This window comes from Acidimicrobiales bacterium, from assembly GCA_040219515.1.
Classification (GTDB): Bacteria; Actinomycetota; Acidimicrobiia; order Acidimicrobiales; family Aldehydirespiratoraceae; genus JAJRXC01.
Genome location: JAVJSI010000019.1, coordinates 1 through 15,126, shown reverse-complemented (window position 1 = coordinate 15,126; position 15,126 = coordinate 1). Strand labels below are relative to the sequence as shown.

Annotated in this window: 16 protein-coding genes and 1 tRNA gene; 12 read left to right on the top strand and 5 right to left on the bottom strand. The window is 67.8% G+C overall.

Annotated elements, in window-relative coordinates:
• The first annotated feature begins 148 nt into the window (after nt 1-148).
• The gene (locus tag RIB98_19720) at nt 149-775 is read left to right on the top strand and encodes a maleylpyruvate isomerase family mycothiol-dependent enzyme (protein ID MEQ8843210.1); all 627 of its coding nucleotides are present in this window, start codon (nt 149-151) and stop codon (nt 773-775) included.
• 14 nt (nt 776-789) lie between these two features.
• On the opposite strand, the gene RIB98_19715 is transcribed toward RIB98_19720, so the two are convergent.
• A complete protein-coding gene (locus RIB98_19715; protein MEQ8843209.1) occupies nt 790-1,926 on the bottom strand; it encodes a sulfotransferase in 1,137 nt (378 codons plus the stop codon).
• Between the two features lie 110 nt (nt 1,927-2,036).
• Here RIB98_19715 and RIB98_19710 point away from each other — a divergent pair, with 110 nt between their 5' ends.
• The 7 genes from RIB98_19710 (at nt 2,037) to RIB98_19680 (ending at nt 7,196) form a co-directional block, all read left to right on the top strand.
• On the top strand, nt 2,037-2,354 hold the full coding sequence (locus RIB98_19710; GenBank protein ID MEQ8843208.1) for a helix-turn-helix transcriptional regulator: 318 nt from the start codon (nt 2,037-2,039) through the stop codon (nt 2,352-2,354).
• Nucleotides 2,354-2,890: a hypothetical protein gene (locus tag RIB98_19705; GenBank protein ID MEQ8843207.1), complete on the top strand. Its 537-nt coding sequence runs from the start codon at nt 2,354-2,356 to the stop codon at nt 2,888-2,890. The genes RIB98_19710 and RIB98_19705 overlap by 1 nt, the downstream gene beginning before the upstream one ends.
• Before the next feature lie 35 nt (nt 2,891-2,925).
• Entirely contained in the window at nt 2,926-3,894 is a 969-nt protein-coding gene (locus RIB98_19700) for a D-2-hydroxyacid dehydrogenase family protein (GenBank protein ID MEQ8843206.1), read from the top strand.
• A 68-nt stretch (nt 3,895-3,962) separates the two neighbouring features.
• Complete coding sequence (locus RIB98_19695; GenBank protein ID MEQ8843205.1) at nt 3,963-4,451, top strand: DUF6328 family protein; 489 nt, start codon at nt 3,963-3,965, stop codon at nt 4,449-4,451.
• A complete protein-coding gene (locus RIB98_19690) occupies nt 4,448-5,524 on the top strand; it encodes an AI-2E family transporter (protein ID MEQ8843204.1) in 1,077 nt (358 codons plus the stop codon). The genes RIB98_19695 and RIB98_19690 overlap by 4 nt, the downstream gene beginning before the upstream one ends.
• On the top strand, nt 5,521-6,504 hold the full coding sequence (locus tag RIB98_19685) for a methylenetetrahydrofolate reductase (protein ID MEQ8843203.1): 984 nt from the start codon (nt 5,521-5,523) through the stop codon (nt 6,502-6,504). The genes RIB98_19690 and RIB98_19685 overlap by 4 nt, the downstream gene beginning before the upstream one ends.
• Nucleotides 6,501-7,196, top strand: coding sequence for a methyltransferase domain-containing protein (locus RIB98_19680; GenBank protein MEQ8843202.1), 696 nt, complete (start codon nt 6,501-6,503; stop codon nt 7,194-7,196). Before RIB98_19685 ends, RIB98_19680 begins: the two co-directional genes overlap by 4 nt.
• Nucleotides 7,197-7,255: 59 nt before the next feature.
• Here the strand turns inward: RIB98_19680 and RIB98_19675 are convergent, their stop codons facing one another.
• Nucleotides 7,256-8,710, bottom strand: coding sequence for a phosphatase PAP2 family protein (locus RIB98_19675; GenBank protein MEQ8843201.1), 1,455 nt, complete (start codon nt 8,708-8,710; stop codon nt 7,256-7,258).
• Between the two features lie 246 nt (nt 8,711-8,956).
• Here RIB98_19675 and RIB98_19670 point away from each other — a divergent pair, with 246 nt between their 5' ends.
• On the top strand, nt 8,957-10,384 hold the full coding sequence (locus RIB98_19670) for an MBOAT family protein (protein MEQ8843200.1): 1,428 nt from the start codon (nt 8,957-8,959) through the stop codon (nt 10,382-10,384).
• 2 nt (nt 10,385-10,386) lie between these two features.
• On the top strand, nt 10,387-11,535 hold the full coding sequence (locus tag RIB98_19665; protein MEQ8843199.1) for a DUF459 domain-containing protein: 1,149 nt from the start codon (nt 10,387-10,389) through the stop codon (nt 11,533-11,535).
• Nucleotides 11,536-11,600: 65 nt separating this feature from the next.
• Here RIB98_19665 and RIB98_19660 read toward each other — a convergent pair.
• From RIB98_19660 to RIB98_19650, 3 genes are all read right to left on the bottom strand, one after another.
• Nucleotides 11,601-11,674: transfer RNA gene (locus RIB98_19660), tRNA-Pro, on the bottom strand.
• Nucleotides 11,675-11,708: 34 nt separating this feature from the next.
• Nucleotides 11,709-13,193: a pilus assembly protein TadG-related protein gene (locus RIB98_19655; GenBank protein ID MEQ8843198.1), complete on the bottom strand. Its 1,485-nt coding sequence runs from the start codon at nt 13,191-13,193 to the stop codon at nt 11,709-11,711.
• Nucleotides 13,184-13,660, bottom strand: a complete 477-nt coding sequence (locus RIB98_19650; GenBank protein MEQ8843197.1) for a pilus assembly protein — start codon at nt 13,658-13,660, stop codon at nt 13,184-13,186. The genes RIB98_19655 and RIB98_19650 overlap by 10 nt, the downstream gene beginning before the upstream one ends.
• A 103-nt stretch (nt 13,661-13,763) precedes the next feature.
• Here RIB98_19650 and RIB98_19645 point away from each other — a divergent pair, with 103 nt between their 5' ends.
• Together RIB98_19645 and RIB98_19640 are read left to right on the top strand one after the other, a co-directional pair.
• Nucleotides 13,764-14,369, top strand: a complete 606-nt coding sequence (locus RIB98_19645) for a sigma-70 family RNA polymerase sigma factor (GenBank protein ID MEQ8843196.1) — start codon at nt 13,764-13,766, stop codon at nt 14,367-14,369.
• A partial coding sequence (locus RIB98_19640) for a hypothetical protein (protein ID MEQ8843195.1) occupies nt 14,366-15,126 on the top strand: 761 nt, incomplete at its 3' end. The genes RIB98_19645 and RIB98_19640, both read left to right, overlap by 4 nt.

Here is a 15,126-nt window from a genome sequence, read left to right as displayed (position 1 = left end):
CATCACGATCAACCTCACCAACCAGCCGGCGCACGATCTAGGCCTAGGGTTCGAGAACCCCGCGTCACTCAGTGCTGACCGGCCAGCGGCTCGAGACCAGACTCGCTGACAAGCAGCTACTGGTCGACCCCCATTAGCGTGCACGCCCATGCCGATCAACGAGGACGATGCCATCGTCGCCGAACGCTCGTCGCTCCACGACACCCTGCGCGCGCTCGACGCTGCGGACTGGGATCACGATTCGCTGTGCGAGGGGTGGCGCGTGCGCGACGTCGCGTCACATGCCGGACTGGCCGTGACGATCACCCCGGCGCAGTTCCTGATCGGAATGATCCGGCATCGCGGCAGTTTCGACTCGTTCATGGCGGCCCACGCCGTGCGACTCGGTGAGCGTTCCGTCGAGGAGATCCTCGCGTCGTGGGTCCCGGTCGCGACCAGCACGAAGATCCCCCCGACGACCAGGAAGGTCGACACCGCCCTCGACGTGTTCGTTCACCACCACGACATCTCAGTGCCGCTCGGCCGTGACGTGCCGTCGGACCGCGGTCGGCTGCGCTGGATGGCCGACGGTCTGGTGTCGGCGCGAAAGCCGATCGGATCGGCTGGACGCGTGAAGGGCCTTCGCCTCATCGCCACCGACATCGATTGGCACTACGGCACCGGCCCGGAAGTGCGCGGGCCGGCGTCGGCGCTGATCCTGGCGGGTACCGGTCGCGTCGCCGTCGACGACGCGCTCGAGGGCGAGGGCGTCGCCGAACTCGCTCGTCGCCGCTGACCACTCGAGCCTGATCAGTCGAGGGCGTACGTGGCTCGGTAGGTCGCCAGCCGGTCGTTGAGCGCGTCTCGTTCGAGGCCGAAGTCGGCGAAGTCGTACTCGTGCTTTCCGAAGCGGTGCTGGCGGTGTTCGCTCACGTGCGCGGTCATCCGCCGCGCCGCTTCGGCGCTCAGCTCGATGCCGAGGTCGTCGTAGAGCTTCGCCGTCGTGGCCAGTGGGTCGGCGACCAGTTCGCGATAGTCCACGTCGACGAATCGGTCGCCGTGGCGGGTGCGGGCGTCATCGGCCCGCTCGAGCATCTCGGTCAACATCCGAGCCCACAGCTCGCCGGCGCCGAGACGATGGTCGGCGTCGCTGAAGGTGCTGGCCAAACCGCACGAGATGCTGGCCGTGGACGCGATGCAGGTGGCCGGGTCGCGATGGGTCCACACGAAGCGGGCGTCGGGGTAGACCTCGGCGATGGCATCGACGGCGAGAGGGTGGTGCGGCGTCTTCAGCACCCAACGGCCGGGATGGCGCGACTGGAGCAGTTGGTACACGCGCTTGTGGTACTCGTAGGTCGGCACGTGGTCGACGCCGAGGACGAAGTCGTTGTAGCCCGGCATGTGGAACATGGCGCTGAACAGCAGGCTCACCATGTGCTGCGACATGACGGTCACACACTCGGTCGGCATGTCGGGCGGGTCGTAGTGCATCGCCTTGAAGCCAGGATTGAGCATGTGGATGACGGACTCCTCGTCGGCCGCCACCGCGGCGAGGTAGCGCGGGTCGGTCTCGTAGGTCGCCGCCTCGGGCGGGGGGACCGGGTCGCTCGTCTCCCACGAGCGGGGCGCCCGAACGACGGGGTCGACGGACAGCAGGTGACTGAGCGCCGTTGTTCCCGAGCGCGACACCCCGATGATGAAGATCGGCTCGACGACCTTCTCGTCGGCCAGCTCCGGGTGTCGTGTCCAGTAGTCGGTCACCCGGAGCCGTGTCGACAGCGCGGCGGTGACGATTGCCTCGAAGGTCGGCACGCCGATGGCGTTCGGCTTCGCCTCCGCCTCGAACGACTCGATGAGCGCCTCGAGTCCGGGCCGAAAGCCGTCGTCGCCGAAGTCGGTGAGGCCGGTGGCGTCGCTCGCAGCGGTGATGAGTGTGTCGGCGTCCATCCACGAATCATGGCCCGGTGGTGGATCGACCACTGAATCTGTTCGCCGAAGGCCTGGCATCGCGGCGGGAAGGTGTGACAATATGGTATCCGTACGGATACCATATTGGCATGTCTGCCGCCACGACCATTCGCACCGCCCGCCGGCGTTCGGGCATGACACTGCGGGCACTGGCCGCGCTCGCTGACACTTCGCACTCGACGATTGCGGCCTATGAGTCCGGGTCGAAGATCCCGACGACCGCCACCCTCGAACGGGTGGTCCGCGCGGCCGGATTCGCGCTCGACGTCTCGCTGCATCGGCGGGTCGAGGCAGCGGATCTCCCTCGCGGCGAGGAACTACGGGCGGTCCTCGAAGTCGCGGCCGAGTTCCCGGCCCGGCATTCGCCCAAGCTCGAGTGTCCCGTCTTCGGACGTGGCCCGGCCTGATGAATCTGGTCGACCGGATCGTCGAGATCCATCGGTGTCTCCGCGCTCACGAGGTTCCCCACGCGTTCGGCGGCGCCCTGGCCTTGGCATGGTGCACGCAGCGTGCTCGAGCGACGATCGACATCGACGTGAACCTCTTCGTGGCCGCCGATCGACATCCGCTGGTGCGGGCGGCACTTCCCTCGGGCGTCGTGGTCACCCCGGCCGATGTGCAGCTGATCGAGCGAGACGGTCAGACGCGGCTCTGGTGGGACGCCACCCCGGTCGACGTCTTCTTCAACACGACACCATTCCACGAGGCGGCCGCCGGGCGAGCACGGGTGGAGGCGTTCGCCGGCGAGCAGGTCCCCTTTCTCGCCTGTCGAGACCTCGCGGTGTTCAAGGCCTTCTGCAACCGGACCAAGGACTGGGCCGATCTCGAGGAGATGGCTGCGGCCGACGCCCTCGACGTCGAGGCGGTGCTGGGGGTCCTGGCCAACTATCTCGGCGGCGACGACGAGCGGATCGAGCGCCTTCGCTCACTGGCCCCTTCGTGAGCCAGAATCTCGGGCCGACGAGGGGAAGCGTTCGCATGACCACCGAGAAGCGTGTCGCAGTGCTCGATGACTATCAGGGCGTTGCTCTGACGAGCGCCGATTGGTCGGTCCTCGACGATCGGGTGTCGGTGGACGTGTGGCGAGAACACGTCAGTGACGAGGACCAACTCGTCCAGGCGTTGCAGGACTACGAGATCCTCGTCGTGATGCGTGAGCGCACGCCGTTTCCCCGGTCGGTGATCGAGCGGCTGCCGAACCTCGAGTTGATCGTGACCACCGGCCCGTTCAACGCGGCGATCGATCTCGCCGCCGCCGGCGACTGTGGTGTGCATGTGTGCGGCACCGGAGCGACGCTGCCGCCGACCTATGAGCTCACGTGGGCCCTGATCCTCGCCTGCGTCAAACAGATTCCTCAGAGTGATCGCAATGTCAGGGCCGGTGGATGGCAGACGAGGCTGGGTGGTGACCTCGACGGTGCCCGTCTCGGCGTCCTGGGACTCGGGCGCTACGGCAGCCATGTGGCTCGGATCGGGAAGGCGTTCAACATGGACGTCGTGGCCTGGAGCCAGAACCTGACCGAGCAGCAATGCCGGGAGGCCGGCGTCGGCCATGTCTCGAAGGACGAACTCCTCACCACGAGCGACGTGGTGACGGTCCACCTCGTGCTGTCCGACCGCACCCGAGGTCTCCTGGACGAGGCCGAACTGGCCTCGATGAAGCCGACCGCCTACCTGATCAACACCAGCCGGGGCCCGATCGTCGACGAGGACGCGCTCGCCCGGGCGCTGGCGGCCGGGACCATCGCCGGGGCCGGGCTCGACGCGTTCAGCGTCGAGCCGCTGCCCTCCGACAGCCCGTTCCTCGGGCTCGACAACCTGATCATCAGCCCGCACATGGGCTACGTGACCGCGAACACGTACGAGATCTTCTACCGTGACGCCGTCTCGGACATCGAGGGTTTCCTCGACGGCAAGATCATCCGGCCTGCCATCGCCTATCCCTAGGTGGCAGGTTCGCCCGCCCACTCCGACCAGTGGTTTGCCGAGGGTGCGGCGGGGGAAGCACCGTCCGTATGGGCTCGCACGAAGAGGCGGAGAAGGACGATGACGAGGGGGTGTTGCGCGAGCGGTACCAGGAACTCATCGATGAGTTGCGCGTCGTCCTCCCTGGCCTCCAGGTCCTGTTCGCCTTCCTGTTGACCGCACCCTTCTCCGGCGGTTTCACCGATCTCGACGACACCGAACGCCTGCTGTACGTGATCGCGCTGATCGCGAGTACCGCCGGTCTCGTATTCCTCATCACCCCGGTGGCCTATCACCGGCTGAGTGATCGTCGCGACCGCGAAGATCGGATCGCGGTGGCGATCAGGCTGAAGCTCGCCGGGCTCGGGGCGCTCGGCGTGTCGATCGCTGCCGGCCTGGCCGCAGTTGTCTCCTTCGTCTTCGGATCCGCTGCCGCGATTGCGATGACGGGCGTGTTCCTGGCCCTGTCCGTCGCCCTCTGGCTGGTGTTCCCGATGTCTCGTCGTCTGCGGTTGCACGACGACCACGCGAGCGCATGAACAGACCGGCCGGCGACGCGGTGGCCTCCGACGAACGTCCGGGCCGTGTCTGGCCGGTACCGAGCTGGCTCGATCGCGGGGCCGGCTGGACGTGGCGACTCCTCGTGATCGGTGCCGGCGTCGTCGTGCTGCTGCTGATGCTCAGTCGGCTCCGTATCGTCCTGCTCCCGGTTCTGATCGCGCTTTCGCTCGCCGCGTTCGCCGCCCCGCTCACGGACCTGCTCACCCGGGGTCGAGTCCCGCGGATCGTCGCGGCCTGGGTGACGTTGCTGCTGCTCGTCGCGCTCATCGGTGGCGTCGGCTGGTTCACGGCGACCGGCATCAACAACGAGCTGGTCGACAATGCGGAGTGGGACGATGTGCGGACCGAGGTGCGGACCTGGCTCCGCGACGGCCCCCTCGATCTGTCGACGAGCGACGTGACCGAATTGGAGAACAAGGTCGAGGGTGCACTCACCGATGGCTTCACGACCATCGACGCAGGACGGGTCCGACTCGTCACCGAGGTCGCCGGCGGAATCTTCCTCACGATCGTGCTGCTCTTCTTCTTCGTGAAGGACGGGCCGACGATGTGGCGCTGGCTCGTCGATCGGGTTCGGTCTGATCGAAGAGCCGCGATCGACGAGGCGGGCAGCGCCGCGTTCTCGGCCTTGTCGGGTTACATGCGTGGCGTTGCGATCACCGGTCTCGTCGACGCCGTCGCCATCGGGATCGCGCTCTGGCTCATCGGTGTGCCTCTCGTGCTGCCCCTGGCGGTTCTCACCTTCTTTGCCGCCTTCTTCCCGATCGTGGGTGCGACGTTGGCCGGGGCGCTCGCAACGCTCGTCGCTCTGGTGGTCAACGGACCGGTCGATGCCATTCTCGTCGCCGCCGTGACACTCGCCATCCAGCAATTGGAGGGCGACATCATCATGCCGATGGTCATGCGGCGACAGGTGAACCTGCACCCGGCGGTCGTGCTCGTCGCCCTCGGTATCGGCGGCGCGCTGGGCGGCATCATGGGCGCCTTCGTTGCCATCCCCATCACGGCGATGGCGACGGCGGGAGCCCATTCGCTGCGGATGACGTCATGAACGGGTGTCCGAAAGCGATGACGTTCGGCCCCTGTGGGGGAGTGCGGGCCGACGAGACCTGCGAGGTCGACGGTCGTCGCTGTCCGTTCTGCGACCTTCCGGCCCTGCCGATGTGGAGCCCGACGGCGGACACGCCACGTGACCGGCCGGCGGACGCAGCTCGGCTCGCAGCGCGCGTCTGGGTCGATTTCCGGCCCGATCCAACACTCGATTGGGAGATCGCCGAGGCGACCCGCCCGTTGGCCGCCGCCGGTGCCGGGCTTCTCATCGGCGAACACGTCGACGACCTCACTCCGCACGGTCCGGCGACGGTGGCGGGCGCGGTCACGGCCCATGGCCTGCCGGTGATCGCAACCGTCACGTGCCGAGATCGAACTCGCGACGAGTTGAGTGCCGAGATCGAGGCACTCCGCGACGCTCGGGTCGCCGCCGTGCACTGTGTCACCGGCGACCATCCGGCCGCTCGCCTCGGACTCGACGTCAACCCCGACTACCGGCTCGACGGGACCGCGCTCGCCGCGCTCGCTGCGGGTTCGGGTCGGGTGTCGGTGGCCGAGAGTCCAGCGAGCCCGCCCACCGACTGGCGGGCGCGGCGGGTCCTGTCCAAGCAACGGGCCGGGGCCTCCGTCGCGATCCTCAATCACGCCGGTGGTCCTCGACGGCTCGCCGACTTCGCCCACGAGTGCCGAGTTGCGGGAGTCGACCTCGACCTCATCGCCCCGGTCCCGGTGATCACCGATCACCGGTCGGCCGATGCGCTGGACCGCTTTCCCGGCCTCGAGCTGCCCACCGGCCTCGTGCGTTCGATCCTGGAATCCGAGGATCCGCATCGCACCGGCATCGACGCGGCCATCGCGCTCGGCGCCGAGCTCCTCGAGAGTGGCGACTTCGCCGCGGTGAACCTCTCCGGGTCGGCCGGCGACGGCGGCCTCGTGGAACGAGCCGAGATCATGGCCACGGTCGCGCGGGGACTGCGATGAGCGATGCCGAGTTCGAATCGGCGTTTGCGAAAGCCGGAAGAAGGCTGGCTGCCCTCGACCGGGCCGAGGCGATTGCGGCCGCGTGCCGAGGGTCGGGCAATCCTGCACTGCTTGCCTGGCTGGCCGAGTCGGCCGGCCTCGAACCGGGTGCACGAGTCATGGATGTGGGCGCAGGGCTGGGCGGACCCGCTGCCTGGTTGACCGATCACTTCGACTGGCGCGTTCTCGCCGCCGACCCGATCACGGCCGCATGCGACGTCGCCTCGTCGGTGTTCGACCTCCCCACCCTGGTGTCTCGCGGCGATGCCTTGCCCGCGTGCGACGACGCCTTCGACGCTTGCCTCCTGCTCGGCGTTCTGTCGGTGGTCGACGAGCCCGGCGCGGTGCTGCGCGAGGTCGCCCGTGTCGCCCCGGTGTTGCTGTCGATCTCCTACGTGAGCACCAGCGGCATCGAGGAGCGCATTGGCGGAAGTCGGTTCCCGAGCCGGGCCCAACTCCATCACCTGTTCGTCACGACCGGATGGTCGCTCGACGCCGGTCCGGCGGCCCCGGCCCTGCCGCCGCCGCCGACGTGGCAGAACGGCTCACTCGTCGAGTCCGAGGACGACGAGATCGCTGTCAGCCAGGCGATCGGTGAGGGGCGGGTCGAACCGCTGCTCCTGGCGAGCACGAGGAACGCCTCGGTCCGGTGAAGGCGAAACTCACGAGTTCCCCGCCCGACCTGGGGGAAGCCGTTCCCTCGCCGTGAGGATCAATCGGCGGGAGCGAATGTCCGCAGTCGGCGATCGTCCTTGGTCACGACGAACGAGCCGTTGCCGTCGAAGGTCTCGCCATCGGCGGCGAGCGTCGCGGTCGGCGTGCCGACGTCGACCGCGAGTCGTTCGACCAGGCGTCGGGTGTAGACCTCCGATCGGCCGAGACGACCGGTCGCCACGGCGGCGATCAACCTCAGCCGGGCCCGAGGGGCGGTACCGTCGATCACCCGCAGGTCCAGAGTGCGGTCGTCGAGCCGGGCGCGACTCGCGGGGGAGAATCCCGGAGGGTCGTACGCGCAGTTCCCGATGAAGATCATCCAGATGGTCCTCGTCTCGTCGTCGAGGGAGACGGTGGTCGGCGTGCCCGAGGTGAGCACCCGGGCCAGGGCGACAGCCGTGGCCGGCCACTTGCCGATCCGGTTCTCGTCGTCGTGGCGGGCCTCGACGAACTCCGAGTAACCGCCGAAGCTGGCGGTGTTGAGAAAGACACGGCCGTCGATGGTGCCGACGTCGACCTCGACGAGGTTGCCCTGGCGCACTGCATCGATGGCATCGTCGACGGTGTCGATGCCGAGATCGCGGGCGAAGTGGTTCAGGGTGCCGCCGGGGAAGACCGCGAGGGGGACGTCCGCATCGAGCGCGGCGGCGGCTGCGCCACTGATGGTGCCATCGCCCCCGAGCACGCCGAGGGCGACGGCGGATCGGCCGGCTTCCACGTAGGCATCGTCGAGCTCCGCCGGTTCTTCGACCCGGATGATCCGGGCTGCCGGAAGCGCGGCCTCGATCGTGGCGATGTCGGCTGCGTGGGCATCGGGTCCGGCGGCGGCGTTCACCACGATGACGACGCCGGCACCGTCGGGTGTGGGCTCGGAGCCAATGGTCGTCCACGCGGGTCTGGCCTCGGCCGGCGACGGGTCGACTCGGGGCCACAGCCTCGTGGTGCCGACGGCAACCGCCGCCCCGACGGCGCCACCCACCAGGACGTCGCTCGGGTAGTGGACACCGGTGGAGATCCGGGAATAGGCCACCAGTGCCGCCAACGCGCCGATGGGCGCCGCTGCGGCGGGGGACTCGAGCGCCACCGCGGTGGCGAACGCAGCGGCGGAGGCCGCATGGCCCGAGGGAAAGGACGACGACGACGGTCGGCGGACGAGTGAGACGAACCCTTCACCTCGGACCGGTGGCCGCGGTCGGGGCAGCAGCGGTTTCAATACTCCGTTGGTCACCGCCGATGCCAACGAGACAGCGAGAAGTCCGCGTTGCGCGGCACGGCGCCCGCGCCGCGACCCCGAGGCGGCGAGGACGGCGCCCAGACCGACCCAGAGCTTGGAGTGATCCGCTGCATTGCTCAACCGGGCGAGGCCCGCGTCCACGATGCGCGGGTGGTGCCTGACGAGTGCCTCGCTCACCGCGGTGTCGCGGACAGCAACCCGTCGCAGGAGCCGTCTCATGGGCTTGTTCCTTCCGAGCGGGTTGTGTGGTGCACGAGCCGCCGTCCTTCCCACTTTGCTCGCCGGGCAAACAGCGACAGCGCATCGCCGGAAGCTGTGCCCGACCACCGGGTCTGCGACTGACTACTCTTCCGGACGGGGGGAGAGAACAGTGTTGTCCACATGGCTGTGGTGGGTGGCCGCCGGTCCGGTCGACACGATCACCGATCGCTCGTGATCCCGTCGCCGGGAGACGAGGGCTGAAGCGTGCTGTTCCCCACCTTCGCCTTCGCGCTGTTCTTCGCGGTGGTCCTGCCGCTCAGCTGGCTCCTGCGACCTCACGCGCTCGCCTGGCGGGTGTTCGTCCTCTCGGCGAGCTTCTTCTTCTACGGCTACTGGGACGCCCGGTTCGTGGTGTTGCTCGCGGTGTCGATCGTCGGCAACTGGTTCCTCGCCGGCGCGGTGCGGGCACTGGCCGGCGAGGACGGCGAGCCCACGGCGTCGAGCCGTCGGGTGGTCCGCGTCGCAGTGGCGGCGAACCTCGGTCTTCTCGGGTTCTTCAAGTACTTCGACTTCTTCACTGCGTCGGCCACCGATCTCCTGGGCAACCTGGGACTCCCGGTCGATCCTCCGGCCATCCAGATCATCCTTCCGGTCGGGATCTCGTTCTTCACCTTCCAGGCCATGAGCTATGTCATCGACGTTCATCGGCGCGAGATCGCACCGATGGCGCTGCTCGACTTCGCGGTCTACCTCTCGTTCTTTCCGCAGCTCGTCGCCGGCCCGATCGTCCGGGCCACCGAGTTCGCTCCGCAGCTCGATACGCCGGGTGATCCCCGTCGGGTCGAGGCGCCGGAAGGGATACGGCTGATTCTCGTCGGCTTGTTCAAGAAGGTCGTCGTCTCGAGCTATCTGGCTTCCGAGATCGTCGATCCGGTGTTCGCGCTGCCCGATCGCCACACCTCCCTCGAGATTCTCGTTGCGGTCTACGCCTACGCGATCCAGATCTACGCCGACTTCAGCGGCTACACCGACATCGCCATCGGCTGTGCCCTGCTCATGGGATTCCGGTTTCCCCAGAACTTCGACGCCCCGTACATCTCGCGCAGCATCCAGGAGTTCTGGCGTCGGTGGCATCTCACCCTGTCGAGGTGGTTGCGGGACTACCTCTACATCTCCCTCGGCGGAAACCGCCGTGGCAACCTGCTCACCTACCGCAATCTCGCGCTCACGATGGTGCTCGGCGGGCTCTGGCACGGCGCGGCGTGGACGTTCGTCGTCTGGGGAGCGATCCACGGGGCCGCGATGGTCGCAGAGCGGTATCTCCGGGCCCGGTGGAAGCCCATTGGTCTGCCCGCGCCCGTGGTCGCCGGGCTCCAGTGGGTTCTCACCTTCCACATCGTCTGTCTTGCGTGGATCTTCTTTCGTGCCCCGACCATCGGCGACGCGTGGAACATGATCGGCCGGATCATGACCCAATTCGGCCCCACGCCGGCGATCACCGGATTGTTGGTACTCGTGATCGGACTCTCGCTCGTCTCCCAGTTCGTGCCAGCGTCGTATCCGAGGGAAGCGGACCGGGTCCTCGCCCGCATGCCCGTCGCACTCCTCGCCCTCGTCATCGCGGCTGCCCTCACCGTGATCGACGCTCTCGGTCCCGAAGGCGTCGCCCCGTTCATCTACTTCCAGTTCTGACGATGTCCGACGACCGCCGCCCCCGACCGACCCCGGCCGACCGCCCCGATGGTGACGAGCGCCCCCGCCTCGGCCGGTTCGCGGTGTTCCGGGCGGCCGTCGTCGTGGCCCGTGCCCGGCGGCGCCCGGGTGATGGCACCCGCGGGCCGACGATGACGGCGTTCGAGGTCGTCGCCATCGGGGCGCTCGGGCTGCTGTTCGCAATGCTGTTCAACGCCGGCGCGCTGCGCGCCGATGCGGAACGGCTTCCGTTCGGCCCGTCGAGAGATCGTGCTCTTGTGGTGTGGGAACCGATCGACAACGTCGCAGACGCGCTGCAGATCACGTTCCCTCGCCGGGAGCTCGACAATGCGCTCGGGCGCGACGACACCGGCCCCGGTGTGCATGCCGATGGCGAAGGGTCTGACGACGCGACGACCGCCTCGTCGGCCGATGATGCCGAAGGTGCCTCTGGCGCCGCCGCTTCGACGACTGCGCCTCCTCCTCCGACGACCCGTAGCCATGTCGACGGAACGCCCTTCGTCACCTACGTCGGCGGCGACTCCCTCATGCAGGAGCTGGGCATTGCGCTCGTGCGGGCGGCCGACACGAGTGGCGACTTCGTCAGCACGCTCGACTATCGCATCAACTCGGGTCTGACCCGCCCGGACTACTTCGATTGGCCGGCCCATCTCGCAGGTGTGATCGACGAGCTCGATCCCGAGATCATGGTCGTGACGTTCGGGGCCAACGATTCGCAGGGAATCGTGACCCCGGCGGGCGACGTGTTCCAGATCGACGACGAGGACGGATGGGACGCCGAGTACCGACGTCGGGTGGCTGAGGTCATGGACCTCATGACGGCCCGTGGTGGCCGCGTGTACTGGGTCGGTCAGCCGCCGATGCGAGACGCGGGATTCGCCGCGAGGATGGCGCACCTCAACGGGATCTACGCGGAGGAGGCCGCCGAGAATCCGTTGGTGACGTTCATCGATGCCACGCCGGTTCTGGGCGACGCGGCCGGGCGGTTCCAGGACATCGTGCAGATCGACGGAGAGGTGCTCGACCTCCGTCAGGAGGACGGCATCCACCTCGGTCTCGACGGCGCCGACCTCCTCGCCGACGCCGTACTCGATCGACTACGACAAGACGTCGGCCTCGGCGACGGCTAACGGGGGTCGACGGCCGGTGGCCCCCTCTTCGCCTACCGGGCGGTCGGGGTCACTCCTGTTCGTTGTCGGGACGGGGAGATTTGAACTCCCGACCCCCTGCTCCCAAAGCAGGTGCGCTACCGAGCTGCGCCACGTCCCGTTCTGGGCGTGAGACTACCGGGCGGTGCCCCGAGTCAGCGGGAGAGGCGGACCTGGAATGCGCCGAGGCTCCCGAGCACACCGTTCTCGAGCAACGAGGCCGGGAGCGTCGAATCGGGGAGGAGCCAGCCGGTGACCTGATCGACCGGTGCACTGCCGTTGGGGAGGGTGATTGTTCCCGACCCGGAGCCCGGCGTATAGATCGTCGAACACCCCGACCCGTTGCAGCCGGCGTAGAGCCCGTTGATGAACACGGCACGAAAGTTCTGGATGTGGAGCGGGGCGCTGTTGCCCGACGGGAACGACGTCTCGTGGAACTGGGGCACGGCCCCATAGCGGGCAGAGAACACGATGTCAGGTTCGTTGTCGCCGTCCCCGTCGATGTCGAAGAGCGGCGTCGTGGCACCGCCAGCCTGGAAGTCGGTGAGGCACGTGCCCATCTGGGTCTCGGCCGCAGCGTGGCCACTCGTGGACACGGTCAGATCGAAGCTCTCCCGAGTGCAGTTCGCAGGAACCGTCGACCCTTTGCCGTACGGGATGTACTCCCACAGGGGTACGTCGTCGACCTGGAACGTGCTGTGCTTCCACTTCAGGCCTTGCGTGTGGCCGCCGGTCAGGGTGAGCCGTCCCGGAAAGAAGGTGCCGGCGACCGTGTCGCCGGCGATCATGCCGGTGAAGAGTCCGCCACCGATGCCCTGGAAGGTGGGGAGTGCATTCGGGCCGAAGGGCTTGGCGCACGAGTCGATGATCTCCGGGCCGCCGATGTTGAAAGGCGTGATGAAATGGTCGATCCCCACGGACAGGTTCACCATCAACTGGTCGCCCTTGCTGATGTTGCACGGGATGTTCTGGGTGCCGTACTGCGGGTTGCCCCACTGGGCGACTTCGAGTGCGCCGAAGTTGCCTGATTCCGAGCCGGAACAAGGCGGTGACGCGGTGCCAGAGGATGCCGAGCGAAGGCAGATCAGGCCGCCGGAAGGCGCATTGCTGAGCACGGCGAATGGCAGCACACCGCCGACGCCGCTCAGTGTCACTTCGACCTCGGCGAAGGCGCCGGTCGAGAACTGCTCGATGCCGACGGCCGAGGAGAACGCGGCGGGAACGATCTGGTCGGGTACGACCACGCGGTACCGGCTGAGCCCATCGGCGCTGATGCAGTTCGTCGCGGTGCCGAGCACCGTTCCGGTGTAGGGGAGTGCCTCTGCGTCGCTGCACGACGACCAGAGCGCGACCCATTCAGCGTCGGTGTAGGTCGTCCGCAAGTTGGTGCGCACAAGAGCAGCGCTGGCCTCCGACGCCGTGGTCAGGCCGTTGGCCAGATCGAGGGCGCCACCGAGTACGCCGGAATCGGCAGCGGACTGGGTCTGGCGCCGTTCGACGTAGAGCAGTCCCAGGTCGGTGGCGAATGCGCTCATGGCCAAGAGGACGAGCAGGCTGATGGCGAACATCGGCAGCGTCGCCCCCCGTTCGTGTTCGCAGACGGAGCCGGGACTGGCGGCGTGGCGGCGATTCACGGGCACGCCTGCTGTGTCGTGGCGTCGTAGGTGGCTGCCTGCTCGAGGCGGACGTCGACCTCACTGGCGATGGGTCGCGACGCGAGCCATGGGTCGAACACCCCGGTCACTGGCTGGGCCGGCGCCTCGACCGTGAGTGTGATGATGTCGCCCACCGCGGTTCCGCCGCTGAGATCGATCGTGACGGTCGTGTCGGCGGCCACCTCCATCCGACTGCAGACGGTGGCGACGATCTCCGACGACTGGGTGGCGCCGGTCGAGCCTGCGGTCTCCTGGTAGTTGACCGAGGCGAGCCGCGCGCCTTCCCGGGCTCCCTGGCTCACATCCAGCTTCTGGCCGAAAAGCAGACCGAACTCGACGATGCCGAAGAGCAGAAGCAACAGCAGGGGCGCAACCATGGCGAACTCGACCAGCGACGCACCGCGGTCGTCGCCCCATTTTCGTTCGTGCTTGTCGGCTGAGTCGTGAGTCACGCAAAGGGAAACGTGTCGGACAGGTGGCGCGACATGGGCCAGATGATTCAAGAACGCAGGCCATTCGGCTCATTCCCGCCGCGAGCAAGCCGAAATACCAGATATGTCCCGTCTTTCAGCGAGCCGAAGGCGACGAGCCGCGGCCACATTCGACGGGGCTCTCGCGCTCGCACGCGAAGGGCAGACGGAGGGTTTCGATGCGCTGTTCCGTCGTGTCAGCAGCCAGTTGTTGGCCTTCGCTCGGGCGCGAGGTTCCGCCGATGCCGACGCGATGGTCAGCGAGTGTCTTCTTCGGGTGTTCGGCAGGGTCGACGACTTCGAGGGCGATGAGGCCGGATTCCGGGCGTGGTGCTTCGCCATCTGCCGGAACCTGCTCATCGACGAGGCCCGACATCGCGATCGACGGCCGACCCTGGTTGCCGAGCCGGCGGGTGGTTGCCGCGTGGTTGCTCTGGACGACACTGCCGACGCGGCGTTGAGCGAGATCGGCGCGGCAGAATTGACGGCGCTGTTGGCAACGCTCACGTCCGATCAACGAGAGGTGATTGCGCTGCGGATCGTGGCTGATCTGTCGATCGCCGAGGTCGCCGAGATCGTCGAGAAGCCCCAAGGCGCAGTCAAGGCGCTACAGCACCGGGCCCTCCGAACCATTTCGAAACGAATCAACGACTCGCCCGTATCTCTCCGGCCGGAGGCGACGTTGTCATGAGCGTGAACCTCTCACTCGCCGAAGAAGCTCGTGAACTCGAAGGAGTCGATCCCGTCGTCGGCGGCGCGCTCGAGCGCGCTGGCCGTGCCCTCGTATCGGACGCCGAATTGGAGGTGTCGCCCTCGTTGGCTGCGTTCCTTGAGCGCGGCGCCCCTTCAGATGTCAGCGTTCGTCGGGTCTCCGCCGGCAAGAAGGCCGCCGTCGTTTCACTGGCGTTCGGCACGAAGGCGGTACTCGGCGCGAGCGCCGCTGCAGCCGCGGTCGGCGTGGGTGTCGAAGTCGCCGACGTCGCAGAGGTTCCGATCATCCACGAGATTGTGGCGGCCGTCGGCATCGAACGAATCGTCGGGCCGGGCGAGCCGGTGGAGATCGAGAGCCCAGCGATCCATCGAGAGGAACCTGCCGAGTCGAAGCCCGCGACGACGTCGCAAGAATGGGCACCGAAGCGGACTCCCGACGCCGAAGCCTCGCCGATGGTGGAGCCTCTGCCCGATGCGGACCCTGACATAGCCGACGCGCCGATTGTCGAGCAGGAGACGGATGCCGATCCGGATGTGGAACCCGCCACCACCGAGGACGTCGCGGAGCCCGAATCGCCCGGGAATTCGGGTGGGGTGCCGGGTGGTGGTCCACCGGAGTCGCCGGGTGGTTCGGGTGGGGTGCCGGGTGGTGGTCCACCGGAGTCGCCGGGTGGTTCGGGTGGGGTGCCGGGTGGTGGTCCACCGGAGAGATCGGAAGAGCACACGTCTGAACTCCA